Here is a 25,345-nt window from a genome sequence, read left to right as displayed (position 1 = left end):
CGTAGTGAGATCTGTTCCAGTATAGAACAGATTCATTACGTTAATTGTACAAATCTGGCAGTCATTAGTCCATTATAATATAACAGCCCGGGCAAAATGCACCCGGGCTGTTATATTATGGTGAAATTTAGCAACACAGGGATGGGCCCATGCTGTTCCCGCTGGTTCGGCAGTGCGTGCTTAAACTTCGCTGCCCAGTTTACCCGCCACTGCCGGTTTGCGGGCTCTAAAGACGCTGCGGCCCGGCGATTCTTCAAGGCCGCACAACGCGCTGCATTCCCGAAACGCCCCATGCCGGCAGCCGGCGCAGCGGACCGGATTGATCAGTTCCAGCGCTTCATTGATCGCTTCTCCAGTATGGTCAAAAAACTGCGCAGCCCCAATTCTATCGTACAGTCCCGTCTTCTTCAGCAGATCAAGCGGCTGCGGCTGAATACCGGAGATCATTAGCCTTCCTCCGTCTGCCTGCAGCTGCTTCACCAGTCCAGACAGATTGGCCTCCCCGGTGGTATCCATAAACGGCACCTTGCCCATACGCAGCAATATAATTTTTGCAAGGTCCGGTCCAAGCTCCGGCATCGTTGACTCGAATCTATAGGCTGCTCCAAAAAACAGCGGGCCTTCCACATTATAAATTCCGATTTGCGGGCAGTCATGGCTCTCCGTTACCATATGCGCCTCTACCTTGACCGACGAGGGGTCGGGCAACACCTTAGATACCAGATGCCCTTCACCCATCCGTTTCACAAACAGGACTACGGCAAGCACCAGCCCGGCCTCTACCGCAATCGTTAAATCCGCAAATATCGTTAAGAGGAAGGTAAGGAACAACACCAGGGAATCCCCGGTTTTGAGCTTCAGCAGGTGCAGAAATTCCTTGCGTTCGCTCATATTCCAGGCGACCACCATCAGGATCGGCGCCATGGCTGCAAGCGGAATGCTGGAAGCATAAGGCGCAAACAGCAGAAGAATAAGGAACACTACGACACCGTGAATCACTCCCGACAGCGGGGATGCGGCCCCGCTGCGAATGTTGGTGGCGGTTCTGGCAATTGCACCTGTGGCCGGGATGCCGCCAAACATAGGTGCGGCTATATTCGCGATACCCTGGCCGATCAGCTCACGGTTGCTGTCATGGCGGCTGCCAGTCATCCCGTCGGCTACCACCGCCGACAGCAGCGACTCAATCGCCCCCAGCATGGCGATGATAAACGCCGGACGAAGCAGCTGCCTGATCCGCTCCCAGGTGATCACCGGAAAGTGAAAACTCGGCAGCGTGTTTGGAATATCGCCGTATGCAGAGCCGATCGTAGTCACCTTGCCGCTGAAGAACAGCACCGCAACTAACGTTGCGAACAGCAACCCGATCAGCGATCCCGGCACCTTGGGTGCAAAACGCATGCCAAGCACGACAACCGCCAGACAAATGACTGCTGTCAGAACACTGTACAGATTGACCGTTGAGATATGCTGGCCGATCTCTTGCATGTTGTCCACGAAGCTCTCATGCCGCTCCATATCCTTCAGGCCGAGGAAATTGGCAATCTGCCCGCTGAAGATAATGACGGCAATCCCTGCCGTAAAGCCGATGGTTACCGGCTTCGGGATAAACTTGATCAGAACTCCCAGCCTCAGCAGCCCCATAACGACGAGGATGACTCCGGCCATCATTCCTGCAATCAGCAGGTTCTCGTACCCGTACTCCATGGCGATCGCGAACAAAATGGGTATAAAGGCTCCCGTAGGTCCGCCAATCTGAAATTTCGAACCTCCGAATAAGGAGATTAGTATACCTGCGACAATGGTTGTATAAATCCCGTACTCCGGCTTCACGCCCGAGGCAATAGCAAAAGCCATCCCAAGCGGGATGGCAATAACGCCGACGATCGTCCCTGAAATGATATCCTTACGCAGAGAAGCAATGCTGTAGCCTTTAAAGCGGCCCCACCCTGTCATCATCTAACCTTCTTTTCTTTGAATATCTGATTATTTGAATATAAGAGCAACATTACTCCTGCCTGCCGCTCTTGTCAACGGGAAATCCGCCCCCGGATGGTCCGGGGTTATTCGCTGCGGATGCCCTCCAGGAGTGAAATGGCATTCACGAGATGGTTATCGAATATCTGTCTGGCCACCGCCAGCAGGTCTTTAATCAGGGGGTCGCGCAGAGAATAAATGACGGTGGTTCCTTCTTTTACACTGGCTACTACATTCTTGGCGCGGAGTACAGCAAGCTGCTGGGATACGGCGGAGCCTTCCGAGCCGAGAATCGCCTGCAGTTCGTTCACATTCTTCTCGCCTTCGCTCAGCAGCTCCAGGATGCGGATCCGCATCGGATGAGCCAGCGCCTTGAAAAATTCCGTCTTAAATTGCTGAATATCGCTGTTCATTGGACTTCTGCTCCTCATAGCTTTACTTCAAATCTATTGTTATCTTAGCTCATTTCTTGTGCAGTGGCTATGCCGGCAGTAAATTGCATGCCGTATACGGCTGCAGCACCCCGCCCCGCTTACAAGAATACGGGATACATCCCCAGCTCTCCGGTCCGGATCTCCACATAGCCGCCCAGCGCCATCGGCTCACCCAGGCATTCGAACATGATCAGGTCGCCGGCAATCCGCAGATAACCTGTTCCGTCTGCCTCAATATTCTCCAGCACCCCGGTTAAGATCATCTTATCCCCATCCATTCGGATGCCGTATTCCACGCCGCTTACAGGCACAATATCCACCCAGCGCATAAATAGCGGGGAGAGCTCAAATTCGACCTCAAGCTCCTCACCCGCTTTCACAGGATTACCATTCCATATCCCCTTGCCTTCGCCATACTCCGCAGCAAAATACACTTCGTTCTTACGGGGGCCGTTCCGTAATATTGTAATGTTCATCTCTTCCGCTCCATCATCATAGTGTTACCGTTTATTATACAGGATAGTGACCCCATTAACGATCAGGTGTAGTTCTGGGTTGCCTTATTTAGATAAGTGCTGGGATGCATCCACGGATGCTTGAAGAACTCTTTCTTGTCGCTGATCTTTTTCGAAACGCCAAGGTCATAATCAATCATGGATTTAATTTTCTTCGCGAATCCTACTCCCTTGACCAGCAGTCCCAGCTCAAAGTCATGGCAGGCGCTTCTTTCATTGATATTATAGGAGCCGTGAAAAACGGCCCGCGACCTGTGGTCATAGGTGATTTTCCAGTGGGAGAAGCGCCCCGTAAAGCTGTAGTCATAAAAAGAAACACCGTTAAGAAAAGGCTCATACATATTGCTGCGTACAGCCGCCCGGTTCGTCGGGTGGTCATTGACTTCCAGCGGATTGCATATGGCCAGATGGCAGGAACAGTCCGGGCCAAGCTCACCCAGCCGGTCCCAGAAGGCCTGATCAATCAGATAGGGGTTCACGATCACCGTCTCCTCGGCTGCATAAGTAATTAAATCCAAATAATATTGCTGGATCAGATTAACAGGGTTGCCCGGAAAACTCACGAAGAGCGTGCACTCCTCCTCACCGAATGCATAATTTATATCAGGATGGTAGAAGTCATCTTCCGGATCAAAATGATCGCCCCCAAGCAACAGCCATCTTGATTGAAAAACAGCATTCAGCGGCAACGCCGCCGCGCCCTGAATCCGGAAGCAGCCATCATGCCACTCCTCCTCACCGCTTGGAATACCCAGCGGCCGGCCGTCTACTTCTACCGGTGAAGAGGCCTCTATCGGTGTCTGATACGTATATTGATCCCCGAAGTTCAGGCTGCCGACAATCGAAGTAATCCCGTCAATGACCATGAATTTCCGGTGGTCAATGACATTGAGTCCTGTAATCTCCACATCCTCCTGTACTTTATCCTGCAGGAAGAGAATACTTTCGGATACCCCACGGGACTTCAGCTCGGCCCGTTTCTCACTCCATTCTGCCGCAGAATAATAGGAGTTGAACGTATCGAGCAGCCTGGCCCCTGCATTCTCCAGCATTGTGGAGATCTTGGAGAACTTACCCACCTCGAGATTCTTCCCATAGCCAAGTGCGGTAACCGTATAATTCACCATGATGCGGACTTCGACACCCCGTTTTAGTGCCTGCAGCAGCGCTGCCCCAATCAGATTTCCCGAATGGTCGTTAAAGAATAGCATTATGGACAGATGAATATAACGGCGCGCCTTCCCGATTTCCTCAAGGATCATTTCCAGGCACTGCGGTCCGTTCACATAAGGGTCTACCCGGTTATGACGTGTCGTCTGCGGAGCCAATATTCGAAGCTTATCTGAGTCCAGTCCGCTGACTTCAAGCGCAAGCCGTTCAAGCAGCTCCCCGCTAATACCCGGTATGCCGGACAACTGGCGAATCTCTGTAATCACTCCGCCGAGAGCCTGCCGGTGCGCACGCGCCTCCCGGCCATTCAATACATCGGCAAGCAGCTCCTGGGCCTTGTCCATTTCCTTTGCAGCCTTCAGGGAGCCACCGGATAAATAATAATTCACAACATTTATGATATCCTGCTCTACCCTGTTATCCCATTCCGCTTGCGGAAGTTTGTTGTTCATATGTAAGTCCTCCATTCCACTGCCTTCCTCTCAGGTGCACATAGGTCTCTGATCGGGCTAAGGTTAGATACCCCTCAGGATTTACTTATAAACAGCCGCTACCCGCACACGCAAATGCCTCATACAAAATCGCCTTATTTCATCCGTCAAATCGTTATGGTTGCACCGGATCAAAAAAGCTTCAGTCCCGCTATCCGTTCCACCGCTTCTGCAAGCCGCGCTTCATCGCTTACCAGCCCAACCCGCACATAACCTTCGCCATAAGCACCAAAACCCATCAGCTTAGCCTTGGCGGCTAGCTCCGGGCTGATGTCCCCATAGGCTGGCAGAAATCCATGTTCCGCAGTCAACGGCATCATCTCCATGACCGCCCGGGCCAGTTCGATGCCTGACCAGTAATCAGGATATCCGGGATCCGGCACAAGTGCTGTATCCCCCGGATTGAGGAGACACTGCACCACTTCAACCAGCCCGGTTTTCCCGCCGAACAGAATGGCGATCTCCTGCTGCGGATCCAGCTCCACTCCGTACTCCCGCTTATAAAAGCTGGCTGCAGCTTCCTTGAGATAGCTGTGGCCGCGAAACGGCGGATACCTGTGGTTCAGCGGGTTAACCGCTGCCGCCTGCAGTGCTTCTACAATGTGGGCCGGTGTAGGCATATCAGGATTCCCCTGTCCAAGATGGATCACATCATGTCCTGCGGCAGCGACAAGGCCAGCCTTGGCAACCAGCGCGGCGAAGAACTGCTTGGGCAAAGCATTCAACACATCGGAAGGCTCAAAAATATTCACTGGCAATGGTCACCCTTTCCTCAGAGGTTACTTGCTGTAATCGTCATTCATATTATAATACAAAAAAAAGAGCCTCCTGGTAGACAATGGGACTGACCCCGTAACGTGAGACATATCAAAACACCTTCAAGAGAATGGAACCCTGTCGTAGGATAGGGAGATAATCTTGGAGGTGTTTTTGCGTTGGCAACTAGAGTGAGTTACCCGGTAGAATTAAAGATGAAAGCCATCGAGATGAGATTGGCAGGAGTTCCGGTAAGAGAGGTAATGGAGCAACTCGGAATACGGAACAAGACACAGTTAAAGACATGGATGAGATGGTATCGAAAAGGCGAAGTACATCGTCTGGAGCAGCCCGTGGGTAAACAGTACAGCTACGGAAAAGGTCCAGAACACTCTACGGAGCTAGAAAAAGTAAAGGCGGAGAACCGATTCTTAAAGCAGCAATTGGACGTGCTAAAAAAGTACAGGGAACTGGAAAGGGGGTGGAACCACAAATCGTCATTGCCTGGATCGAGTCCATTCGAGAAGAAGTAACGGTGACTGAGGCCTGCGCATGGCTTGGGATTGCAAGAGCCACCTACTACCGCTGGAAAGCAGCCGTAGAAACCGAGCGTTCAGATGCTACAGTAGAGAAGATAAGGCAGCTTTGCGCACAGCATAAATTCCGATATGGGTACCGGAAAATCACTGCACTCCTTCGGGCAGAAGAATCCATAAACCACAAACGTGTTCAACAGATTATGCAGCGTGAAGGGCTACAGTGCCGCGTAAGGATGAAGAAACGCAAGACCACGGGGCAGCCCGCACATCCAGTAGAAAATCTGCTAAAGCGGCAATTCCATGCAGAGGGGCATCTGCAAAAGCTCGTCACGGACATTACCTATTTACCGTTTGGAGGCAAGATGTTGTACCTCTCGAGCATTCTGGACCTGTACAATGGGGAGATTGTGGCTTACAGTATAGCGGACAAGCAAGACACGTCTTTGGTTTTGGATACGCTGAATCAACTTCCAAAACGGGCAAATATGCTGCTTCATAGCGACCAGGGCAGCGTGTACACGTCTCAGATGTACCAGGCTGCAGTAAAAGGAAAAGGCATTACCATGAGCATGTCCCGCAAGGGAACGCCCGCTGATAATGCCCCCATCGAATCGTTTCATTCCACCCTAAAGTCTGAAACGTTCTACCTCGAAGATCTCACGTGTACAACGACGGCAATCGTTGAACAGACCGTTCGAGACTACATTACTTACTATAACTCAATTCGAATTCAAGCGAAACTAAATAACCAGTCGCCAGTGGAGTTCCGGCGACTGGCTGCTTAAACTTGCAAGGTGTTTTGATCCCTGTCTCATGTACGGGGGTCAGTCCCAATGTCCTGGTGGAGTGCTCTTTTCTTCCTGGATACAGTTATTCCCTGCTGCCAATAAACTTTCGGATAAATACGATTTGACCAATGTGATAGGCATTGTGCATTGCCGCGTTGCTGATAATCTCCCACCATTCCGCCGGCACAGGAAACCCTGCCGCTTTAGCCTCAAGTCTGTCTTCCTGCAGCAGCGGCTGCCAACCAAGCAGCACCTCCAGCAGCTTCGTTCTTAACTGATCAAAGGCTGTGCCCTCCGGTATAACAAAACTGCTGTTGTTATCCTCAACCGGAGGAACAGCATCTACCCGGCCCAGATGGTATCTGGTTTGCCAGGCATTGTTCCAATACAGCAGATGCTGCGTAATTTCAGCGATACTGTTGCTGTTCCCGCCAGGCTTCCAAAAGGCCTCTTCCTCTGTTAAACCCTCAACCGCCTGCGCGAACGGAGAATACCAGCTTGGATCATTGGCATTGGCTAGTAACTGATTTGCCAGAACATCCTTTGCATGAACGATTCCCTATCCCTCCCCACTTGTTACACTGCCCTTACTGCTGCAACAGTTCACCGTTGTATACCTTCATATCCAGCGGCGCAGTCAGAAACTCGCCTGCTTTAGCGGCAAATCCCGTGAAGTGAGGGCTTGTGTTATGGCTGCCTACAGCAGCTGCATCGCGCCAGGTTTCGACCATAATATATACATTCTCTTGCGCGGCGTGCTTGTACAGCTCATAAGAGAGGTTGCCCTCTTCCTCATGAGTTGCTGCAAGCAGCGTCTTGGCTTCAGCCAGGAACTGCTCCTCGCGTTCAGGGTTCACTTGCATTAAAACGTGGATAATGATCATAATTTTGTTCCTCCTAATGGTTTTGTCAGAATGAACTTCATAACTCTGAAATTGGGAGCTTACGCTCTTATTTCCACTCGGCGATAGTGTCAATCGGCAGGCGGACGGATGCGTATCCTTCTCCATCCGCTTTGCCGATCGAAATCAGCATAACCGGGATGTAACGGTCTTTGTCCATACCGAAGACTTCAGCAATTTGGTCCTTTTCGAATCCGCCGATAGGGTTGGTGTCATAGCCGTGGGCACGGGCAGCCAGCATCAGCTGCATGGAAGCCAATGCACCGTCAATCATCACAGTCTCTCTGTTCACATCTGCTGGCAGTGTCGCGAAATGGCTGGCCAGACGGGTTAATTGATTCTCTTTGACATCCTGAGGCATAAGTCCGCGCTCAACAGCCGTACTGTAAATCTGTTCAGCATAATCAAAATTGTTCAAGTCGCCGAATACGGCAATAACTGCTGCGGAGGTTTCTACCTGCAGCTGATTGAAGCGGGCGATAGGAGCCAACTTGGCTTTGCCTTCCGCACTTTCGATCACGAGGAAGCGCCAAGGCTGCATGTTGACCGAGGAAGGAGCCAGTGTAGCCTCAGTTAGAATCTCGGTCATTTCCTCTTTGCTGATTTTGACGGAGGTATCATATTTGCGGACCGAGCGGCGGCCTGTAATAATAGAATTGAAATCGTTGGTTCTGGTAGCATTCATTTGTAATAATCTCCTTTATAATTGGTATATAAGTCAGGCTACAGTAAATCGATGTTTTGCTGCAGCCGGGTAAGCATATCTATAAGCACTTTGAGCTCCTGCCCTTCAAATCCGGTGAGCAATGAGCGGAGGAACCGGATCTTCTCCTCCTTGTAGGAGAGAATTTTCTCCCGTCCTTGTTCAGTGAGCGAGACCAAAGTCACCCTGTTATCAGCAGGATTGTTGCGGCGGGAGATCATGCCGTTCTCCTCCAGCCCCTTCAAATGGCGGGTGACAGCTGCAGCATCAATGTCGACTTCCTTTTGCAGCGAAATCTGGCTAATTTCTGCAACCTGAAACAGCTCGTGAAGCAGGCGGAGCCGCGTAGGGCTGATGCCTGCACAACGTTCAAACTTGGGGCTGATTCCCTTGTTCAGCGCCTGCAGCAGTTCTAATATTCGCTCTTCTTCCTCAGGCAGATGTTCAGTCAAAATTAACCCCCTTAAAGTTTTATAAGCTACACTACTGTGGATTGCTTTGTACAAGACTAGATTTAAAAAGAATACACTAACGCAAATATATTGCGCAAAATCATTTTGATAAAAAGTAGTTTACACCGATATGTTTGACCCGTCAACTAATTTATCAATAATTATGAAAGAGGAGGCTGGAAATATGAAAATTTCCCTGATTCAGCTCGATATAGCATTTGGCAAACCAAAGGCAAATTATGTAGCGGCTGAAAACAAAATACGCCAGGCCGCGGCAACTCGTCCTGACTGCCTCGTTCTCCCCGAATTATGGACGACCGGATACGATCTAACGCGGCTTGATGAAATTGCCGATCCAGAGGGGCAGATTACGAAGGACTTTATTTCCGGCCTTGCCCGCGAATATGGCATCAACATCGTTGCCGGTTCCGTAGCCAACAAGCAGGCTGGCGGGATCACCAACAGCATGTTCGTCTTTGGCCGTAATGGCGGGCTTGCCGGGGAATACAGCAAGCTGCATCTGTTCCGCCTGATGGATGAACACCTGTATCTCCAGCCAGGAGAAGCCAAGGGGCTGTTCAGCCTGGACAGCGCGTTATGCGCCGGATTGATCTGCTATGACATCCGCTTCCCGGAGTGGGTGCGTGCCCATACGGCACTCGGGGCGGAGGTGCTGTTCATCAGCGCAGAATGGCCGTTGCCCCGGCTGTCCCACTGGCGTGCCCTGCTGATCAGCCGGGCAATCGAAAACCAATGCTACGTCGTTGCCTGCAACCGCGCCGGGGCTGATCCGGCGAACATTTTCGCAGGGCATTCCATGATCATTGATCCGTGGGGCGACATTATATGTGAGGCCGGAGAAAGCGAGGAAATCCTGAGCGGCGTTATTGATTTGCAGAAGGTACGGGAGGTAAGACAGCAGATTCCGATCTTCTCAGACAGACGGCCAGAGCTGTATACGTAGCCGCTGCCTGCAGAAAAGCCGAAACAAAAACTATATAGTTTGAACAAAACAGCGGTCTCATTACACCGCACCATATACTCATTACACCGCACCATATAGATGTATTTACTGCAACTAATTAGGTCCAAAATGGAGATTTCTTGGGAATAAGTGTATTTTCTGCAATTAAAAATGCCGGAAAGCTATGTTTGGGCCGGTTCGACACTTTTTAAGTGTACAGAGTGCAGTTATCTCCTTGCAGGGCCTAAAAGGCCAGGTTTTAGTTGTATGGAGTGCAGCTATCCGCTTAGCAGTGCCTCTTATTATCGTGGACACTGTGCGGGTTAACATGGGCACGGGATTAGTTGTATGGAGTGCAGCTATCCGCTTAGCAGTGCCTCTTATTATCGTGGACACTGTGCGGGTTAACATGGGCACGGGATTAGTTGCAAACTTGCGTTCAGCTCTGCATATATCCGTAAAATTGCGGTTCCTTATCACCTCATAACAAAAGATGCTGCCGCAGCTGCTTAAAGCAGCTGTCTTGCAGCACCTTTTGTGGGATTTAGCCGGAATCGCCCAACCCAAACCCCAAACTCAAACCCCAGTTCCAACTCAAACTCAAGCTTTAGCTCAGAATCCAGCTCAACCCCTGCAGACGCACAAATCTCAGCGGGCATACCGTTCCCGCAGCACCCGTGCTGCTTCCAGCACACGCTGATCCGCATACTGCAGGTCATAACTTGTCTCCTCCCTTAAGAGGGCAGCCGGTTTAAGCTGCACTCCGCGCCCGGATATCGCCTGCCGGATGCTTGAGACGAACACCGCCGCCGAAGCCGGCCCGCCGAGTTCGCTTAACGCGGCGATGGTCTCCGGGCGGACCCGCGGATAAGCCAAAGACTCGTCCCCGCCGGACGCAGTCTCATAGAATCCGCGGATCAGCTCCCCGCGCTCCTGCCCGGAGCCGGAGACCACAACGAACGCGTGAACGAAATACGCGCTGCTCTGCCGCCGCTGGGCAATGCCGCAGAACTTGCGGCCGCCGATAGCCAGATCGAAATCACCGGGACAATAGGAACCGGTGATTTCTCCGGCCTGGATCAACGCCGCAGCCTGCGGATGGCTTACCGCTACAGCTTCCTGAATCAGGGAAGCCAGCAGCCGGAAATCGTCATGAAAATCCAGCTTGCCCGGAGTTTTGGGAAGGACCAGCGCCACATTGACGATCCCGGCATCCAGCGGCACGGCAGCCCCCCCGGAGTGACGGACCGCTGTACGAAACCCGCGCCGCTCAAGCCCGGCCATCGCCTCATCTGCGCGGGGCAGTTTGCTGTCCCGCAAGCCCAGCGCAACACCTGCGGGATGACTCCAGAGATGCAGGGCTGGAGGGGCCAGTCCCGCTCCAATGTCCCGGCACAGCGTCTCCTCAAATGCAAAGGGAACCAGCATGCCTCCCGCCTCTCCAGCATCTCCTGCCATCACAGCATGTTCCGTCTTCCCAGCATCTCCTGCCATCACAGCATGTTCCGTCTTCCCGGCATCTCCTGCCAATGTAACATGTTCCGCCTCTCCAGCTTCTCTGGCAATCACAGCATGCTCCGCCTCTCCAGCATCTCCTGCCATCACAGCATGTTCCGTCTTCCCGGCATCTCCTGCCAATGTAACATGTTCCGCTTCTCCTGCTTCTCTGGCAATCACAGCATGCTCCGCCACCACTCCACCTTCAGCAGCCCCACTTCCGCCATATTTTGCTGCCTTCCCGTCATCATCTGACAAATGCTCAAACAACACCATTACATTCGGAAGAGCGCGCTCCGCGCCCGGTTCTACTATGTTAATTCCTTTATTAATCATCATTCATCCCCCGAGTACCTATTGAATGTTAACCGCTGTCCGAACCAATAGTCATATTGTAACCGATCCGCAGCCTGGCGCGAAGGCAAAGCGTGGGTTCAGCATTTGAAATAGTTGCTGGATACCGTTATCCTAATACCATAACAAGTTTCAATCAGCGGCAAGATTAAGCGCTGAAGCTCATGCTATACACAACCTTGAGGAGTGATGCCGCATGACAGTCGAACAACTTGCGAAGGACAGGCAGTTAAGCAAGACCAGGCAATGGGAACAGGCGATGCACAAGCTGTATATCAACTTTAGAGACTACAGCAAAGACGCGCTCAAAAACTTTGATGACGAGGATATTCATCAAGCCAGAATCAACAGCCGCAAGCTGCTGACCCTGCTGTCCATTCTCGATCCGGATCATTCCGCAGCAGCCGAGCTGTACAACGTATTCAAGCAGGCCCAGAAAAGGCTGGGCAAGGTCAGGGATGCAGATGTTCTTATTGAATCTTTCAAGGAAAGACGCAAGAGCGCCAAGGAAGCCGGCGAGGCGAAAACTGCCGAACTGCTGAAGGCGGTCATCAAACACCAGAAGGATAAGCGGAAAGAATACCGCAAGAAGCTGGAGGCGGAGCTCCCAAAGCTGGCCGGCAAGGAATTGGACGGGTTATGGGAAGCTTTTAGGAGCAGCACGCTTGAGCCGCTGGCAGCAAAAAGAGATGTAAACGTCGTCATGCGCGAACTTGAAGTAGCTTTTGAGCAGAAGAAAAAAACATGCAAAACCCTATTCAAAGGTGCCGCGGCAGAATCCAAGGAAGCCTTCGACGCACTGCATGAGCTACGGATCGCCGCCAAGGAACTGCGCTATACAGCTAATGCGGCCGCATTCGCACTCAGCCAGAAATTCCATGCCCATGAGGAGATTTACAGACAGATCCAGGAGCAGCTTGGCGAAATTAATGACAAACGCGTGTGGCTGGAAACACTGAATTCTATCGGACGCGATGAGCTGGGTGTTGGCAAAAAGACGTGGAATGAGTTCACAGATGCTCTTCGGACCGAAGTGCTGGAGGCATTGCATCATAATGAGGTTGTTCCCTTTACAGAGAAAGCCAAGTCACTTTGAATTCATAATAAGACATAGGAAGAGGCAGGAAGCGCATGCTAGGCATGCCGCTCCCTGCCTCTTATTCTCTTATCTGTTGTTTACAGCCGCATACTTGTTCAATACACCCTGGTAGGCCGATTTAGGACGCAGGCCGACCAGCTTCTCCACTGGTTGACCTCCACTATACACAATCACCGTAGGCAGGCCCATGACTCCGGCCTCCCCCGCCAGCTCCGGCAGTTCATCACAGTTCACCTTAACGATAGCCACACTGTCTCCATACTCGTCATTCAGCTCCTCCAGAACAGGCAGCAGCATCTTGCAGGGCGCGCACCACGGTGCTCCGTAATCAACCAGTACAGTCCCGCTGCCGCTTAGCTTGGCTCTCAGATCCTCAGTTTTCTCTGCATTGATAATAGCCATCGTTAGTTCCTCCCATATATCTTGAATAATACAAAAGTGCATTCTTTGGCCCGTCTTCATTCAGACAGCACGTTATCGGGTGCCTCCGCTTCCAGCCGTTCCTGGTGGATGGAAGCCATCCGCTGCTGCAGGTTCAGCTTAATTTGGCTGAGCTGCACAATCTGGCGCTCAATCTCCTCCAGCTTGCTGCGGTATAGGGGCATCACTTCCGCGCAGAACGCTTCTTTATTCTTCAGCACGCAGTGCAGAAAACCGGAAATCTCTTCCGTGGACAAGCCCAAATTTAAATAGAGCTTAATCGTCTCCACCGTCTCGACAGCAAGCGCTGAATACTCCCGGTATCCATTCGCCTGGCGGAGGGGAGCGATAAGTCCCTGACGCTCATAATAACGCAGTGATCGGACACTGACGCCCGTCTGTGCTGCAAGTTCACCTATTTTCATAGCATTCATTCTCCCCGGGGTTCATGAGAACTTCTATTCCAAGTATAAACCCTGACACCAGTGTAAGGGTCAAGGACTTTCTTGAATAACCTTGCTTTATTCGGTGGAGGTCCCGGAAGCTCCGTATTCCTCTATATGCAGCTTGACATCAATGGTTATCGGAACCCGGCTGAAGGTATCATCCCAATTCTCCTTCACCTTTCTCCATACGGTAGGATGCTGAATACGCAGGATTTTGCCGAATCCTGCGGCGTCAGCATGCAGCTTTTGCTGCATTGTCTCCATAGAGGCTCCGACCATTTCCTTTACCTTATCCTGCAGCACCAGTTCATCCTGCTTCATATAAACAGCGTCCAGCTTTTCTCCTCCACGCGCAAAAGTCTCGGCATATCTGCCTGTAGACTCGATCTTCACGGCGAAAGAGATATTGCCCTCCTCGACCTTGGCTTTAATTTTGCTGTCCATGGACTTAATCTCATAAGTAATCAGCCTGCCGCTGCCATCCTCATTGGTCTTAAGTACGCCGCCCTTTCCTTTTCCCGTAAGCCAGACCACACCTTCCAGCTCCTCTTCGTTTAAGAAGCCTTGCAGCTTGCCCGTCTCCCCCTTGATCACACCGGCTCCGGCAAATTTCATCTCATTCTTAGCAGCAATTACATTCTGCAACATAAAGGTGGTTTTTCCATGCAGGGGACCTGCAGCCTTGGCGATAGACACTGGATCCCAGATCCGCAGGTTCCGGTCCCGGTTGTCAAATATCCCCTCCAGCACAAACGCCGGTGTCTGGCCCGGCAGCACGTTGTTCAGCACATCACTGGCCTTTCCCTTGCTGACGAGAAGCAGCACACTGGGGCGGATATCATTATCCCGGCTGAAAAAATCGATCAGCTCTGAAAGCTTGGTAGAACGTGCCAGCTGCTCGCCGATCACGATGATCTTCAGATGATGTCCAATGGGAGGATTGTTTGTACGCAGCGACAATTCACGGATCGCTTCGAAAACGGAGTCTCCAGTTTCAGTCATATTATAGAAATTTCTGGAGGATGCGCCTTCTTTTTTTGAACCCACTGAACCTTGGGGTACGATAAACTGATAGGTGCAGGACATTCGTTTTTTCTTCGGATACCCCCCGCCCCTCTGCTCAAAATCCTCTTCAATTGGTGTTTCATCCGCTATGTCGAGCGCAACGGCCACTTCCATATTTAGGTTCTCAATGGGCGTGCTGCTCCAGCAGCCGGATAACCCTATGCTTTGAATTAGAAGCACGGCAAGCAGTACAATTCGCTTCATGATCCGGCTCTCCTGAAATGAGCAATAAGCAGCAGCGGCAGCGGCAGTAATCCGAACAGCAGAATAGCCCAATTGCCAAGGCTGGTACCAAATGCGAACAGGCCATTGATATTCGGAGGAGTTTCCGTAATAAAAAAAACAAGCGGAAGCAAGGCGAATAGACAATGGTCGAGCTTTTTGTTGAAGATTTGCGATATTCCCAGCGCTGCCCCATAGAAGGAAATGCAGAAGGTACAAAAAATTTGCATAATCCAGATGACCAGGAGCAGAGATTCGAAACGTTCAAACAGCAGGTTCACCTCAAAGCTGCGTATCAGATCGATGAAGGGCCATGTGCGGGTGACTACACCCTCTACAGAGAATGCTCCTATCGTCATGACAACAGCAACAATATAAAAGATCATAGAGATCAATGTCCCTGCAACAAGCACCCGCCCTGCTTTTTTTGGTTTTTCCATAAAGGCTACCAGGAACAGCAGTGCTTCACCTGCCGTATAAGTCAGCGCTGTCGGCTTAACGCCTCTCCATACCGGACCCAGCCCTTCCCCGAGCACAGGGCGGAGATTGTCTATATCAAATATTTTCAGGCTAAGCAGACAGACACCGAAAAAAATCGCCCCGGCCATAGGGGCAATCAGCCTGCACAACCGGGACAGCGCATTGATTCCCCCTCTGCATAAATAAAGCGCAATCCATAGGAATACAGAGGATACCGCCCAATAGGGCGTCCCCTCCAGCAGAAAGAATCCGGTGACCTCCTGCATCGAACGCAGCTCATATCCGGAAATACATAGAAAAAATGCGGCGATGACCACTCCCAGAATCGCCGCAAGCGGCTTGCCGATAATACTCCTGCTGTATTGATAAACGGTTTTGCCCGGAAACCGCTGGCTAAGCAGCACAATTACCATCCCGGCCACCATGGATAACAGGGCGCTTACAATAAGTGATATCCATACATCAGGAGTGCCGGCGGCCTGTACAGTTGTCCGGGGAAGGGTGAATACGCCTGCTACGAGGATGTAATTGACCATAATAATGGTCGCTTGGCTCGTCGTGATGCTATCCTGTACTTTTGCATTCATGATTCTCACCTCAGTCTCCTGAATTCAAGTTTATTTTTTACGAATTGGATCCTTGGGCTGCAGCAGTGCCGGACGGCGCTTCATCAATTGCAGGGGGATGCGGATAATGAAATCGCGCAAATCGCTCATCCTGTAGGGAGTAACCATGCTTAAGTAGGGAACCCCGAAGCTCTTCAATTTAATCAAATGGCTGCTGAGCAGGAGGAAAAACATAACAACACCGTAAAGCCCGAATACAGCTGCGAAAAACATCGCTATGAAACGGAGAAAGCGCAAGGTAATCCCCGCACTATACATGGGAATCGAGAAAGAGGAGATCGCTGTAACCGCAACGACAATGACTAGAATCGGACTGACAATCCCCGCCTCTACCGCCGCCTGGCCGATAATCAGACCTCCGACAATGCCCATGGCCGGTCCAATGGGTTTGGGCAGGCGCAGGCCGGCCTCACGTAATATTTCGATAGAGATTTCCATAATCAGCGCTTCAATTAATGTAGCAAAGGGGACGCCCTGCCGGGAGCTGATGATTGAAATCGCCAGTTTGGTAGGAATCAGTCCGGGATGAAACGAGAGAAAAGAGATGTAGAGCGCCGGAGCAAACAGCGCAACTGATGCGCTGAAAAAACGCAGGAGCCGCAATAGTGAACCCGAAAACCAGCGGTCATAATAATCCTCCGGTGACTGCAGCAGCATTCCGAAGGTAGTCGGCATTATCAGCGCAAACGGTGTGCCATCCAGAAGAATGGCCGCCCTTCCCTCCAGCAGCGCCGCCATGACCCGGTCCGGCCGTTCTGTGTTCTGGATCTGCTGAAAGGGGCTGAGGTAGTTGTCTTCCATGAGTTGTTCCAAATATCCCGATTCCTGCACATCATCTATATTGATCGTCTTGATTCTCCGGGTGATTTCCTTAATCAGCTCATCGTTGGCGACGCCTTTCAAATAGGTCAGCACCAGTTCCTTCTCAATTCGCTCTCCCACCGTAAAAGAAATCATGGCCAGCTCCGTGCTCTGCCCGTGTCTGCGCAGCATCGCTGTGTTATCACTGAGCGTTTCATTGAAGCCCAGCCGCGGACCGCGCAGAAGCGCCTCCGATATCGGCTCCTCCACGCTTCTTGTGTTGCCTTTCGGGGTACCTAGTATAAAAACCTCCGACATTCCGTCAATTAACAATACCGCAGAGCCGAACAATACCTTTTGCAGCGAGAGTCTCAACTGGTCGGTAAATTCAATTTCCGAGACCTGTACTACCTGGTGCACGATAATCCCTTTCAATATCTCTGCTCGCGGGGCTGCATTCATGCCTTCAAAAGGCCTCACCGTGTTCATCAAGGGCATCAGGATGTTCTGATCCATGCCTTCTTTGTCCGTAAGTCCATCCACAAAAAACAGCGCTGCCTTGATTTCCAGACTTCCGATGCGCAGCTCTCTGACATTAACGTCGGACATATCGGTACTTATCTCCCTGAAGGACTGAACATCATGTTGGAACTCTCCGGTATAGGTCAGGGAAGGAGTGGCCTGTAAAGCGTTGTTTTGAGCAGGGGGTGCGGGTGCGGCGGATTTTTTATTCTGCACAGCGATGCTGGTCTGATCCGCCTCCCCAGTATCTTCGGAACTTGGAACCCCCCCGCCTTTTTTGCCTTCAGCCCGCATTCCCCGGGTGCTCGCCTTGCCCTCTTTCATTCGGAGCCAGATCATTAGGCGGGTTAAGACAACCGGAACGATGAAGATGACAAAACCTTGAAACAGCACCTTCCAGCCGGGCACAAGATCCCATAGCATCTTCCACATTCCATGCGCCCCCCTTTTTATTCGTAACCCTATTTTGACCGAAGCTGGAACATTCATACATCAAAAAAAACAGCTGCATGCTCCTCTTGGGGAACGTGCAGCTGTTATGATGTGCGAAAACGATTCAAAGGTAGGAGTTACAGCAGACCCGCTGCCCACATTCCGCCTTGGCGGATCATTTGGCGGAACGGCTCTACCGAGAAGGAAGGCAGATGATGCCCCGGCATCAGATAAACTACACGGCCAAGTCCGAACGCATGGCACCAGGCTGCCTGACGCATGGCCCCTTCATGAAGGTACTCTGCCAGCACAGTCGTCTCAAAATAAGGATGCATTTCAAAGTAGTACGGCTCGTCCTCAATGACGAACTCGCTAATCCCCTGCATAATGGGATGCCCGTGTGCCGGTATTTTCATATGCAGGGAGGTGTATTCCGGATGGTGGGTGAAATGCGCGCCTAGCATAGCGCCCAGCTCCTGATTCCGCTGCAGGGAGATTCCGTTATGTACAACGAGCAGACCTCCGCCCCCCGCTACATAAGACAGCAAAGCGGCACTTTGCTCCGGGGCTATTTTCTGTTCGGAAAATTCGGTATAGGCGATAACCAGCTTCAAGCCCTCAAGGTTGTCTTTGCTCAGGAGACTGTAATCTTCGGAAGCCTCCACCTGCAGATCAGGTGACAGAATGCGCTTAATCTCGTGATCCACACCGGTAAAAGGATGGTATTTCACCTCACTGTAGCTGCCAAGTGCTAGTGCTTTCCATTCAGACATGTTCTTCCCGCCTCTCTTCCTGCTTCTCTTAGTGTATAGTTACCAGGGCCAGGCATTTCCGTCCAGGTCGAGATAAGCCGGCTCCTCACCCATATACTTCTTGTGCCCCTGCACGATATTCATAATCTTACGCGCCGACTCTTCAGGAGGAATAGGTGCCTCCAGAGCCTTCTCACCATTCATATAGGATTGCAGCCAGCCGGGGTGAAAGACCATAACCTGCCCGCCCATCACCTTCAAATGGTTGTGCAGCAGGGAGGACTGCATATTAAGCGCTGCTTTGGACATACAGTATCCGTACATATTAATCCGTTTGTTCCGGCCAATGCTTCCGGCTTCTGAGGAGATATTAACAATCAATTTCTGCTTACTCTGCATCAACAGGCCCATCAGTTCATTACTGACCCTCAAAGAACCAAGCGTGTTTACATTATAAATGTGAGCCATGGCTTCATCGTCCATATCAACAAGCATCGTGGCATCATCGGCTCTATGAATAATACCGGCATTATTGATAATCATATCAACATGAGCGGTACTGCCCGAAATACTACGTGCCGCTTGCTTGACACTCTCACGGTCGCCGATATCCAGCGGGATCAGAGTTAATCGGTCCGGGTACTGCTTTTTCAGTGCGTCCAGCGATTCCGACTCCTTCATATACTGACCGGCAAATACGGAATATTTGTTCTCTAGAAGCCAGCTTGCCAGAAAAAAACCTAAACCACGGTCAGCACCGGTAACAAAAGCAACCCTTTTCATGATTATGGACACACCCTTTACGATTCTTCAGGATACACGCGGCATCTCTCTCACATTAGCATGGCAGTCACGTTTTTTCAACGTCCTTCATGGGACTGTAATTCCGCTGAAAGGGGTGCTCTAACTTCCTTTTTGATTTAATTTTGAACTATGTTACAATCGTAGTTACAAGTACTTATAGGAAGGTGAGATACCGATGTCTATCCAACAACTTCATACTCTGGAAGAACTGCAGCAATATGTTGCGCAACCAGGTAAAAAACTGCTTTTCAAGCATAGCACTACCTGCCCGATCAGCGCCAAGGCCAACGAGGAATTCACAGCCTATGCGCAAGGCTCCGAGACTCCAGCTGCCATTGTCCATGTGATTGAAGACCGTCCGTTGTCCAATCAGATTGCCGAAGATTTCGGGATCAAACATGAATCTCCGCAGATCTTCCTCCTGGAAGACGGCGAAGTCCGCTGGAACACCTCCCATTGGAAAATCACCCGGGACGCCATCAAGGCAGCTGTGAGCCAATGAGCCAGCCGGTAATTGTCTATTCCACCACAGGGTGCAGCGACTGCAATCAAGTGAAGCAGTGGCTGACCGAGCAAGACGTTAGCTTCGAGGTGCGTGATGTTATGACAAGTACAGTGTATCAGGAAGAAGTCGAGAAGCTGGGCTTCATGGGTGTGCCTGTTACCGTGTACGAAGGCCGCGCAGTCAAGGGCTTCAATGTTTCCGAGCTTAAGGAGCTTATTGGAGCAACCGCTGAATAATTTATAGCATGAAGCATATGAATACTTATATTTTGAAAAAGGCATCCCCTTGGACCTCTGTCCAGGGGATGCCTTTTATTTGCCCTTTTATTTGGCCTTATCCTGGATTCGTTGAGACATCCGCCAGAAAAGAGACATTTCCGCTGTGGGAATAGATGACGGAATCCGCTCCAAGCCCTTTATAGACCAGTCTGGGATTCATCGAAGTCGTAATTACGTATATTGGCTTTGTCGTCCAGGTCCGGCACATCTGGATATACCGGCAGCATAAGGTCACACTGCTCTCGAACAGAAATACTCTGCCTACCGGAAAAGAGGGGCGGAACCATGTATTCTGATGATGTGTATCCACCACGAGATTGACCTCGATTCCCAGCTCCTCCAGACGCCGCTTCTCCGCCGCATTGTTGGCGATTCCTGCGATCTTATAGCCTCTAAACTTTAAGATTTTGATAAAATGCTCCCCCGCTTTAGTCGGAGCGTTAATGAGTACATATTCTTCCGAATTCGCCATATCTTCCTCTCCTCCGGCTTAGGACTTCCATTCATTTGCCATACGAACACAGCAAAAAACCACAAAGGAATTCCCTCTGTGGTCCAATTAACGGTCACATTGTGCTCATCCTCTCTAATACGCTTACGAGGTTAGCTGTCGGATTCGGGCAGTGAGAGTCGCCCTACCTGTATCCATGCGAGCATTCTCTCGCACTTTCACAGGATTCACCCCATAACCGGCTCCGACTCTCACATCGGCTGCCGATTGTTGGTTCCCCCGCTTTCCATAACGGAAATTAAGCGGACTGCGTATTCGATTGTGTAGTAAACAGAAGTAATCATACTCTGGCGATCACGACCTTGTAAACCGCCAAACCTGCCAAAATAATGTATTTAGTAAACCCAAACCAGATCAGGTAGCGCTTACTTAAGCCTCAATCTCATCATTCCTCTTATTTACTCGGCTTATCAGCGATTTGCGAAAAAGCATTCAGCATTGTGATTATATTCACCCGATGTTGAGCAAATTGCCTTTTATGCTCTGATCACCCTAAATCAAAAGCAGTCGTATGAACGAGATAAAAAGCCGAAAACCGTTGATAAACACCCTTTTAGCACATCCTACCGTTTCCTTTGCCAGAATTCCCTGAAATTCGGCTCAGAAGAATGTTTTTTCCTTTTTACAAAGCTCATGCGAAAAGAGTATGATTCGGTTTGAATCCAATGCACGAAATGCGATATAAACGCTGAATTCCCGCAATGCGGGAAACGGGGGAACCATCAGGCCCGCAGGGGCCTTACCTGGAAGATAAGAATCTTTCTTGGGGTGAATCCGAAGGAGACTGTGGTCTCATTAGGTAGGGCGACTCTCACCGTCCGAATCCGACAGCTAACCCCGTAAGCGACTAGAGAGAACCTTGATCCGCCACGTTTTTGCGCCAGGTGTATTTAAGCCTGTACCAAAACCGCAGCAGAGGTCCTCCTCTGCTGCGGTTTTTTGTGCTGAGGCTGCAGCTTATAAATGGGTAGGAGGGAAAACGAAATGAACCAGCGCAGGCTGTTACGTATAGAAGTGTTTGTATTCGATGCCCCCTGGCCATTCCATCAGGCCACGGAGTCGTCCGGCAAATGCCGGTATGGTGTGCTGAAGCTTACGTGCAAGGCTGGGTGCAGCTGGGGAGCGGGGATACTGTCTGCGGAAGGCGATCATTTTGACGTCATTAAATGGAGCAGCTTCCTGAGAAGTATACGCAATCACAGGCTGGAAGAAGCCATAGAAATTGTACAGCAGCTAGGTGCGCAGTGGGAGCCAGATCAGCAAGAAATCGTGCAAACGGCCCTGCTGGATTTAAAAGCCAAGCTGCAAGGCAAGGTCGTCACGTCACATCTGCAAATGGTCCCCTATTCCCGTACAGCCGGGGCCGGCGGTACGCCCCCCTTCAGACGGATGTACTATAAACCTTCAAGTTCCCTGCTGCATAAAGGCAGCTGGCAGGAACCGGACATAGCCGAGCTAATGGACAGATCCATCGCTTATTTCTCCATCTTATAATTTCTTATTCAGAAAGGAACGTGAAGACATGCCAGACCCATTATCCCCGGAATGGACAGCTGCCAGCGAGTTTGCCGAATATGTCCAAAAGAACACCGGAAATATTTATGCACTCACCAGTCTGCTGCTGGGAGAGGGTGCCGTTGCGGAAAAGACTGCGATGAAGACCTTCACTGAGCTTTACACCCGGTACCTTCATGATGATTTCATACCGCAGCCTTTCTCGCTGGTTGCCTACCGGGAGTGCATTCAGCAGTGCTCCCGGGCTGCGGAGGAGTGCAGCCTCTTTGTTTCCAATGGATTAGCCTGGGAGGATCAGATTGTCCAGGTGTTATGGTACGGCATGCTGCTGCCCCTGCCTGCAATCAGCACCATTCTTGAGCAAAGCGTGCCGGTGCTGAAAACCCGGCTGAGACATGTGCGCGAGCAAATGTGCCGGTTAGAAACATTGCGGCCTGAAGCAAATTTATTTGTTGTATAGCTGCTCACATAGATTAAAGAAGCACTGTGGGCCCCTCTCTTATCTCCGCTGATGTAATGGGCAACTTGTCGAAGCGCATGAAAAAGCCGCAGCATAATGCCGCGGCCTTTTCTATTTATACTCAGCTCTTGCCCTTGCCGCCTTTGGCGAATCTCCAGGCCGCTGTACAGCAGCCCAGCAAGCCCACTCCGAGCATTAACGTCTGCAGCACACCCAGCAGGGTAGAGCCCTCCGGCTTAAGCATGCTGCTGAGCAGAATCAGCAGAATTGAAGCTGCGAGTATCGCGGGGATTTGATTGTTTTTTTTCAAGATTACCACTCCTTATTCAATAACATACACCATAAGCCTTCACTGATCCAGTTTGGCTCTGAACTCCCCCGGGAGCCGCAAAAAAGCCGCGGTTTCCGAACCGCGGCTTCCTCAGTAAAACCTATGATCACTTCTTAGTGTGCGCGTTTAGAATGTCTGCCAAAAATGATTAATGACGCAATCATACCGGCAATGCCCATTCCTGTCAAAAGCCCTTGAATGAAATCAAGCAGATTCGATCCATTGGACGGCATTAACCTGGCGACCAGTACGATTAACGAAGAAACTGCAAACAGCAACCCGAATGTTTGTTCATGCTTTTTATTCATCCTTGCCACTCCTCAAAAGGTATATATTGATGATTCCAATTAAATTTTGTAGGCCTTCATTGCTTTTCTGATCTCCTTGATGCTTGGGCGTTTGCCGTACATCAGCACTCCCGTGCGGTAGATCTTGGCGGCAAGCCAGCCGAACAGTAAGGTGGTTGCCAGTAAGATGAGAAGCGAGACCAGAATCTCCCAGGTCGCTACCTCGCCAACACCAATGCGCAGCAGCATGCTGAGCGGAGAAGTGAACGGAACAAAGCTTGCTACTTTAACCAGCAGGGTATCCGGGACAGAGATGCTGAACATTGGAAGATATAAATTGACGAAGCCCAGCATAAGAATCGGCATGATCGCCTGACCCAGGTCCTCGGTACGGCTGACAATGGAACCTACAGCTGCGTACATCATGGCGTACAGGAAGTATCCCAGAATATAGAATATCAGTCCGTATAAAAGAATGCTGATATCCAGCTGCCCCAGGTCAAGATCAAAATCGGTCAGGATACTGGCATTATGCGGAAGCATAAGGTTCGCAGCTACGCTTGCGGAGATAACCGCAATTTGCAGGATGCCGACCAGGAAGATGCCGATTACCTTGCCGAACATTTGCGTCAGCGGTGCAGCGCTCGTAATCAGGATCTCCATGATACGTGAGCTTTTCTCCGAAGTGATTTCGGCGGAGATCATATTGCCTGTCATCATAATCGACATAAAGAACAGCATAAGCAGGGCATATACAATCACGTAGTTGATAATTGGCGGTGATTCCTTTGCCGCACCTTCATTTCCGGCACCTTCTGAGCTGATCTGCTGGGTACCGATGGATACCGGGGTGTACATCGCAGCTACCTGTTCCGCAGTCAGCTTATCACCTACGATCAGCTGAGTATTGGCTTGCTGCAGTGCATTCTGCAGATAGCTCTGCACATCCGAATCAATCTCACCGTTCTTGCTATAGTAGGTAACCGCGGGAATGCCTTCACCGCTCTGTGCACCCAATGTGATATAGCCCTCAATGTTTTCCTCATCCAGACCTTTCTTGAGCGCTGCATCGTCAGCAGTAGCATATGGACTGATCGTTACCGGTGCCACGCCCTCTGGCGGACTATAAGCCTGGAGGAGCTCAGCTACTCGGTTGCCATCCTCTGCCACGACTCCGATCTGCACTTGGTTCTTTGCGGACCCGTCGTCTCCCTGGAACAGCTTCACCATATACGGAATATTCATCCCGATGCTCAGCAGAACCACCAGAATCAGCGTAGTAATCAGAAATGCCTTGGTTCTTACTTTATTCTTGAATGTAAAACCGATAATCGTCCCCATCTTATTCATTGGATTCACCTACCGCTCTAATAAAGATTTGGTTTAGCGTCGGTTCCTTGATCTCAAAATGCTCTACCTCACCCTGTGCAACAGCATGCTGTAAAATGCGCTGGGCCGCACCGATCTCGCGGATCGAAAGAACATATCCCCGTTCCTGCCGCTGGACGGCAGTTACACCGGCGATACTTTCCAGGCCAGCCACTTCGCCCGTTGTGCGGAGTATAACCTCCTCGCGCGGGTAGCCTTTCTTAATCTCGCGGATATCTCCCTGGACCACTGTATTGGAACGGTCAAGAATAGTAATGTTACGGCATAATTCCTCAACATGCTCCATCCGGTGTGTAGAGAACAGGATACTGGTGCCCTGATCCCGCATTTCGCGGACGGTATCCTTCAGCAGTTCCACATTGACGGGATCAAGCCCGCTGAAGGCTTCATCGAGAATCAGAATTTGCGGTTTATGAACAACCGCGGCGATAAAGCCCATTTTCTGCTGATTTCCCTTGGAGAGCTCTTCAATCTTCTTATTGTAATACTCCGGGACTTCAAAGCGGTCCAGCCAATAACGCAGGCTCTTGTCCGCATCGGCTGCTGCCATGCCGCGCAGGCGGCCCAGATAAATAATCTGGTCGCTCACCTTCACCTTCGGGTACAGTCCGCGTTCTTCCGGCAGATAGCCCATCAGATGCTGCAGTTCATTGCTATAGGACTTGCCGTTGTAAAGAATCTTGCCCTCGTCGGGATAGATCAGGCCAAGCACCATGCGCATTGTTGTTGTTTTGCCGGCGCCATTGGCTCCGAGCAGACCGTAAATCTCACCTTGCTCTACTTTTAGACTGATTTTGTTTACTGCGGTTTTGTCTCCGTACTGCTTTACTACCTGTTCAAGCTTCAAAGCTTCCATTC

At 50.9% G+C, this 25,345-nt stretch carries 28 protein-coding genes, 1 pseudogene and 2 riboswitches; of the genes and pseudogenes, 7 read left to right on the top strand and 22 right to left on the bottom strand.

Annotation, left to right across the window (positions count from 1 at the left end; all coding sequences use genetic code 11):
- Positions 1–180 precede the first annotated feature (180 nt).
- From sulP to NST07_RS02770, 5 genes and pseudogenes are all read right to left on the bottom strand, one after another.
- Complete coding sequence (sulP, locus tag NST07_RS02790) at positions 181–1,956, bottom strand: sulfate permease (protein WP_341089572.1); 1,776 nt, start codon at positions 1,954–1,956, stop codon at positions 181–183.
- 107 nt (positions 1,957–2,063) lie between these two features.
- A complete protein-coding gene (locus tag NST07_RS02785; protein ID WP_038585474.1) occupies positions 2,064–2,390 on the bottom strand; it encodes a metalloregulator ArsR/SmtB family transcription factor in 327 nt (108 codons plus the stop codon).
- 119 nt (positions 2,391–2,509) lie between these two features.
- Positions 2,510–2,887, bottom strand: a complete 378-nt coding sequence (locus NST07_RS02780; RefSeq protein WP_341089571.1) for a hypothetical protein — start codon at positions 2,885–2,887, stop codon at positions 2,510–2,512.
- Positions 2,888–2,949: 62 nt separating this feature from the next.
- Positions 2,950–4,548, bottom strand: a complete 1,599-nt coding sequence (locus NST07_RS02775; protein WP_341089569.1) for a phosphatidylserine/phosphatidylglycerophosphate/cardiolipin synthase family protein — start codon at positions 4,546–4,548, stop codon at positions 2,950–2,952.
- A gap of 275 nt (positions 4,549–4,823) precedes the next feature.
- Positions 4,824–5,339 (bottom strand): annotated as a pseudogene (locus NST07_RS02770) (aminotransferase class I/II-fold pyridoxal phosphate-dependent enzyme); the annotation flags it as partial.
- Between the two features lie 183 nt (positions 5,340–5,522).
- On the opposite strand from NST07_RS02770, the gene NST07_RS02765 reads away from it, so the two are divergent.
- Positions 5,523–6,667, top strand: a protein-coding gene (locus NST07_RS02765; RefSeq protein WP_342481013.1) for an IS3 family transposase whose coding sequence is annotated in 2 segments (ribosomal slippage) — positions 5,523–5,796 and positions 5,796–6,667 — 1,146 coding nt in all. Because the reading frame shifts where the segments join, the coding sequence is not laid out codon by codon here.
- Between the two features lie 85 nt (positions 6,668–6,752).
- Here the strand turns inward: NST07_RS02765 and NST07_RS02760 are convergent.
- The 4 genes from NST07_RS02760 to NST07_RS02745 all read right to left on the bottom strand — a co-directional run bounded on the left by NST07_RS02760 (position 6,753) and on the right by NST07_RS02745 (position 8,727).
- Positions 6,753–7,226 (bottom strand): DinB family protein, encoded by a 474-nt coding sequence (locus tag NST07_RS02760; protein ID WP_342481920.1) that lies wholly within the window; start codon positions 7,224–7,226, stop codon positions 6,753–6,755.
- A 31-nt stretch (positions 7,227–7,257) separates the two neighbouring features.
- Positions 7,258–7,554: a putative quinol monooxygenase gene (locus NST07_RS02755; protein WP_341377184.1), complete on the bottom strand. Its 297-nt coding sequence runs from the start codon at positions 7,552–7,554 to the stop codon at positions 7,258–7,260.
- Between the two features lie 67 nt (positions 7,555–7,621).
- Positions 7,622–8,257, bottom strand: coding sequence for a nitroreductase family protein (locus NST07_RS02750; RefSeq protein ID WP_341089564.1), 636 nt, complete (start codon positions 8,255–8,257; stop codon positions 7,622–7,624).
- A gap of 38 nt (positions 8,258–8,295) precedes the next feature.
- Positions 8,296–8,727 carry a MarR family transcriptional regulator gene (locus NST07_RS02745; RefSeq protein ID WP_341089562.1) on the bottom strand — a complete coding sequence of 144 codons (432 nt, stop codon included), beginning with the start codon at positions 8,725–8,727 and terminating at the stop codon, positions 8,296–8,298.
- A gap of 184 nt (positions 8,728–8,911) precedes the next feature.
- Here NST07_RS02745 and NST07_RS02740 point away from each other — a divergent pair, with 184 nt between their 5' ends.
- Positions 8,912–9,691 (top strand): carbon-nitrogen family hydrolase, encoded by a 780-nt coding sequence (locus NST07_RS02740; RefSeq protein WP_342481012.1) that lies wholly within the window; start codon positions 8,912–8,914, stop codon positions 9,689–9,691.
- Between the two features lie 648 nt (positions 9,692–10,339).
- Here NST07_RS02740 and NST07_RS02735 read toward each other — a convergent pair.
- A complete protein-coding gene (locus tag NST07_RS02735; protein ID WP_342481011.1) occupies positions 10,340–11,524 on the bottom strand; it encodes a hypothetical protein in 1,185 nt (394 codons plus the stop codon).
- A 214-nt stretch (positions 11,525–11,738) separates the two neighbouring features.
- Here NST07_RS02735 and NST07_RS02730 point away from each other — a divergent pair, with 214 nt between their 5' ends.
- A complete protein-coding gene (locus NST07_RS02730; protein WP_342481010.1) occupies positions 11,739–12,638 on the top strand; it encodes a CHAD domain-containing protein in 900 nt (299 codons plus the stop codon).
- A gap of 69 nt (positions 12,639–12,707) precedes the next feature.
- On the opposite strand, the gene NST07_RS02725 is transcribed toward NST07_RS02730, so the two are convergent.
- From NST07_RS02725 to NST07_RS02695, 7 genes are all read right to left on the bottom strand, one after another.
- Complete coding sequence (locus NST07_RS02725; RefSeq protein WP_341089555.1) at positions 12,708–13,043, bottom strand: thioredoxin domain-containing protein; 336 nt, start codon at positions 13,041–13,043, stop codon at positions 12,708–12,710.
- A gap of 56 nt (positions 13,044–13,099) precedes the next feature.
- Positions 13,100–13,486 carry a MerR family transcriptional regulator gene (locus NST07_RS02720; RefSeq protein ID WP_341089553.1) on the bottom strand — a complete coding sequence of 129 codons (387 nt, stop codon included), beginning with the start codon at positions 13,484–13,486 and terminating at the stop codon, positions 13,100–13,102.
- Between the two features lie 96 nt (positions 13,487–13,582).
- Positions 13,583–14,776: a Ger(x)C family spore germination protein gene (locus NST07_RS02715; RefSeq protein ID WP_341089552.1), complete on the bottom strand. Its 1,194-nt coding sequence runs from the start codon at positions 14,774–14,776 to the stop codon at positions 13,583–13,585.
- Positions 14,773–15,861, bottom strand: coding sequence for a spore germination protein (locus NST07_RS02710; protein WP_341089550.1), 1,089 nt, complete (start codon positions 15,859–15,861; stop codon positions 14,773–14,775). Before NST07_RS02710 ends, NST07_RS02715 begins: the two co-directional genes overlap by 4 nt.
- Positions 15,862–15,891: 30 nt before the next feature.
- Positions 15,892–17,655, bottom strand: coding sequence for a spore germination protein (locus NST07_RS02705; protein WP_342481009.1), 1,764 nt, complete (start codon positions 17,653–17,655; stop codon positions 15,892–15,894).
- A gap of 137 nt (positions 17,656–17,792) precedes the next feature.
- Positions 17,793–18,428: a ThuA domain-containing protein gene (locus tag NST07_RS02700; protein WP_341089546.1), complete on the bottom strand. Its 636-nt coding sequence runs from the start codon at positions 18,426–18,428 to the stop codon at positions 17,793–17,795.
- A gap of 39 nt (positions 18,429–18,467) precedes the next feature.
- Complete coding sequence (locus NST07_RS02695) at positions 18,468–19,202, bottom strand: SDR family NAD(P)-dependent oxidoreductase (protein ID WP_342481008.1); 735 nt, start codon at positions 19,200–19,202, stop codon at positions 18,468–18,470.
- Positions 19,203–19,386: 184 nt separating this feature from the next.
- Between NST07_RS02695 and ytxJ the strand changes: the two genes are divergently transcribed.
- Positions 19,387–19,713 (top strand): bacillithiol system redox-active protein YtxJ, encoded by a 327-nt coding sequence (ytxJ, locus tag NST07_RS02690; RefSeq protein ID WP_341089544.1) that lies wholly within the window; start codon positions 19,387–19,389, stop codon positions 19,711–19,713.
- Positions 19,710–19,952, top strand: coding sequence for a glutaredoxin family protein (locus NST07_RS02685; protein ID WP_038585436.1), 243 nt, complete (start codon positions 19,710–19,712; stop codon positions 19,950–19,952). The genes ytxJ and NST07_RS02685 overlap by 4 nt, the downstream gene beginning before the upstream one ends.
- Before the next feature lie 97 nt (positions 19,953–20,049).
- Here NST07_RS02685 and NST07_RS02680 read toward each other — a convergent pair whose 3' ends face one another.
- Positions 20,050–20,466 (bottom strand): hypothetical protein, encoded by a 417-nt coding sequence (locus NST07_RS02680; protein WP_038585433.1) that lies wholly within the window; start codon positions 20,464–20,466, stop codon positions 20,050–20,052.
- A gap of 105 nt (positions 20,467–20,571) precedes the next feature.
- Positions 20,572–20,760, bottom strand: a riboswitch (cyclic di-AMP (ydaO/yuaA leader).
- A gap of 421 nt (positions 20,761–21,181) precedes the next feature.
- A riboswitch (cyclic di-AMP (ydaO/yuaA leader) is annotated at positions 21,182–21,365 on the top strand.
- 124 nt (positions 21,366–21,489) lie between these two features.
- On the opposite strand from NST07_RS02680, the gene NST07_RS02675 reads away from it, so the two are divergent.
- Both NST07_RS02675 and NST07_RS02670 read left to right on the top strand, forming a co-directional pair.
- The gene (locus NST07_RS02675; protein ID WP_342481007.1) at positions 21,490–21,999 is read left to right on the top strand and encodes a hypothetical protein; all 510 of its coding nucleotides are present in this window, start codon (positions 21,490–21,492) and stop codon (positions 21,997–21,999) included.
- A 28-nt stretch (positions 22,000–22,027) separates the two neighbouring features.
- Positions 22,028–22,480 carry a hypothetical protein gene (locus tag NST07_RS02670; protein ID WP_341089542.1) on the top strand — a complete coding sequence of 151 codons (453 nt, stop codon included), beginning with the start codon at positions 22,028–22,030 and terminating at the stop codon, positions 22,478–22,480.
- A gap of 121 nt (positions 22,481–22,601) precedes the next feature.
- Here the strand turns inward: NST07_RS02670 and NST07_RS02665 are convergent, their stop codons facing one another.
- The 4 genes from NST07_RS02665 to NST07_RS02650 form a co-directional block, all read right to left on the bottom strand.
- Positions 22,602–22,790 (bottom strand): hypothetical protein, encoded by a 189-nt coding sequence (locus tag NST07_RS02665; protein WP_038585425.1) that lies wholly within the window; start codon positions 22,788–22,790, stop codon positions 22,602–22,604.
- Positions 22,791–22,924: 134 nt separating this feature from the next.
- Positions 22,925–23,119 carry a hypothetical protein gene (locus NST07_RS02660; protein WP_341377176.1) on the bottom strand — a complete coding sequence of 65 codons (195 nt, stop codon included), beginning with the start codon at positions 23,117–23,119 and terminating at the stop codon, positions 22,925–22,927.
- A gap of 39 nt (positions 23,120–23,158) precedes the next feature.
- The gene (locus tag NST07_RS02655) at positions 23,159–24,448 is read right to left on the bottom strand and encodes an ABC transporter permease (protein WP_341097528.1); all 1,290 of its coding nucleotides are present in this window, start codon (positions 24,446–24,448) and stop codon (positions 23,159–23,161) included.
- Positions 24,441–25,343, bottom strand: coding sequence for an ATP-binding cassette domain-containing protein (locus NST07_RS02650; RefSeq protein ID WP_341089538.1), 903 nt, complete (start codon positions 25,341–25,343; stop codon positions 24,441–24,443). Before NST07_RS02650 ends, NST07_RS02655 begins: the two co-directional genes overlap by 8 nt.
- Between the last annotated feature and the right edge of the window lie 2 nt (positions 25,344–25,345).

This window comes from Paenibacillus sp. FSL L8-0340 (genome assembly GCF_038593145.1).
Taxonomy (GTDB): Bacteria; Bacillota; Bacilli; order Paenibacillales; family Paenibacillaceae; genus Paenibacillus_AQ.
This window is presented reverse-complemented; position numbering and strand designations above follow the sequence as displayed.

What these genes read in the sequence shown, in the direction of transcription:
- sulP (WP_341089572.1), bottom strand. Translation starts at nt 1,956, where the DNA reads ATGACAGGGTGGGGCCGCTTTAAAGGCTACAGCATTGCTTCTCTGCGT.
- NST07_RS02785 (WP_038585474.1), bottom strand. Translation starts at nt 2,390, where the DNA reads ATGAACAGCGATATTCAGCAATTTAAGACGGAATTTTTCAAGGCGCTG.
- NST07_RS02780 (WP_341089571.1), bottom strand. Translation starts at nt 2,887, where the DNA reads ATGAACATTACAATATTACGGAACGGCCCCCGTAAGAACGAAGTGTAT.
- NST07_RS02775 (WP_341089569.1), bottom strand. Translation starts at nt 4,548, where the DNA reads ATGAACAACAAACTTCCGCAAGCGGAATGGGATAACAGGGTAGAGCAG.
- NST07_RS02755 (WP_341377184.1), bottom strand. Translation starts at nt 7,554, where the DNA reads ATGATCATTATCCACGTTTTAATGCAAGTGAACCCTGAACGCGAGGAG.
- NST07_RS02750 (WP_341089564.1), bottom strand. Translation starts at nt 8,257, where the DNA reads ATGAATGCTACCAGAACCAACGATTTCAATTCTATTATTACAGGCCGC.
- NST07_RS02740 (WP_342481012.1), top strand. Translation starts at nt 8,912, where the DNA reads ATGAAAATTTCCCTGATTCAGCTCGATATAGCATTTGGCAAACCAAAG.
- NST07_RS02735 (WP_342481011.1), bottom strand. Translation starts at nt 11,524, where the DNA reads ATGATTAATAAAGGAATTAACATAGTAGAACCGGGCGCGGAGCGCGCT.
- NST07_RS02730 (WP_342481010.1), top strand. Translation starts at nt 11,739, where the DNA reads ATGACAGTCGAACAACTTGCGAAGGACAGGCAGTTAAGCAAGACCAGG.
- NST07_RS02725 (WP_341089555.1), bottom strand. Translation starts at nt 13,043, where the DNA reads ATGGCTATTATCAATGCAGAGAAAACTGAGGATCTGAGAGCCAAGCTA.
- NST07_RS02720 (WP_341089553.1), bottom strand. Translation starts at nt 13,486, where the DNA reads ATGAAAATAGGTGAACTTGCAGCACAGACGGGCGTCAGTGTCCGATCA.
- NST07_RS02715 (WP_341089552.1), bottom strand. Translation starts at nt 14,776, where the DNA reads ATGAAGCGAATTGTACTGCTTGCCGTGCTTCTAATTCAAAGCATAGGG.
- NST07_RS02710 (WP_341089550.1), bottom strand. Translation starts at nt 15,861, where the DNA reads ATGAATGCAAAAGTACAGGATAGCATCACGACGAGCCAAGCGACCATT.
- NST07_RS02705 (WP_342481009.1), bottom strand. Translation starts at nt 17,655, where the DNA reads ATGTGGAAGATGCTATGGGATCTTGTGCCCGGCTGGAAGGTGCTGTTT.
- NST07_RS02700 (WP_341089546.1), bottom strand. Translation starts at nt 18,428, where the DNA reads ATGTCTGAATGGAAAGCACTAGCACTTGGCAGCTACAGTGAGGTGAAA.
- ytxJ (WP_341089544.1), top strand. Translation starts at nt 19,387, where the DNA reads ATGTCTATCCAACAACTTCATACTCTGGAAGAACTGCAGCAATATGTT.
- NST07_RS02685 (WP_038585436.1), top strand. Translation starts at nt 19,710, where the DNA reads ATGAGCCAGCCGGTAATTGTCTATTCCACCACAGGGTGCAGCGACTGC.
- NST07_RS02680 (WP_038585433.1), bottom strand. Translation starts at nt 20,466, where the DNA reads ATGGCGAATTCGGAAGAATATGTACTCATTAACGCTCCGACTAAAGCG.
- NST07_RS02675 (WP_342481007.1), top strand. Translation starts at nt 21,490, where the DNA reads ATGAACCAGCGCAGGCTGTTACGTATAGAAGTGTTTGTATTCGATGCC.
- NST07_RS02670 (WP_341089542.1), top strand. Translation starts at nt 22,028, where the DNA reads ATGCCAGACCCATTATCCCCGGAATGGACAGCTGCCAGCGAGTTTGCC.
- NST07_RS02660 (WP_341377176.1), bottom strand. Translation starts at nt 23,119, where the DNA reads ATGAATAAAAAGCATGAACAAACATTCGGGTTGCTGTTTGCAGTTTCT.
- NST07_RS02655 (WP_341097528.1), bottom strand. Translation starts at nt 24,448, where the DNA reads ATGAATAAGATGGGGACGATTATCGGTTTTACATTCAAGAATAAAGTA.
- NST07_RS02650 (WP_341089538.1), bottom strand. Translation starts at nt 25,343, where the DNA reads ATGGAAGCTTTGAAGCTTGAACAGGTAGTAAAGCAGTACGGAGACAAA.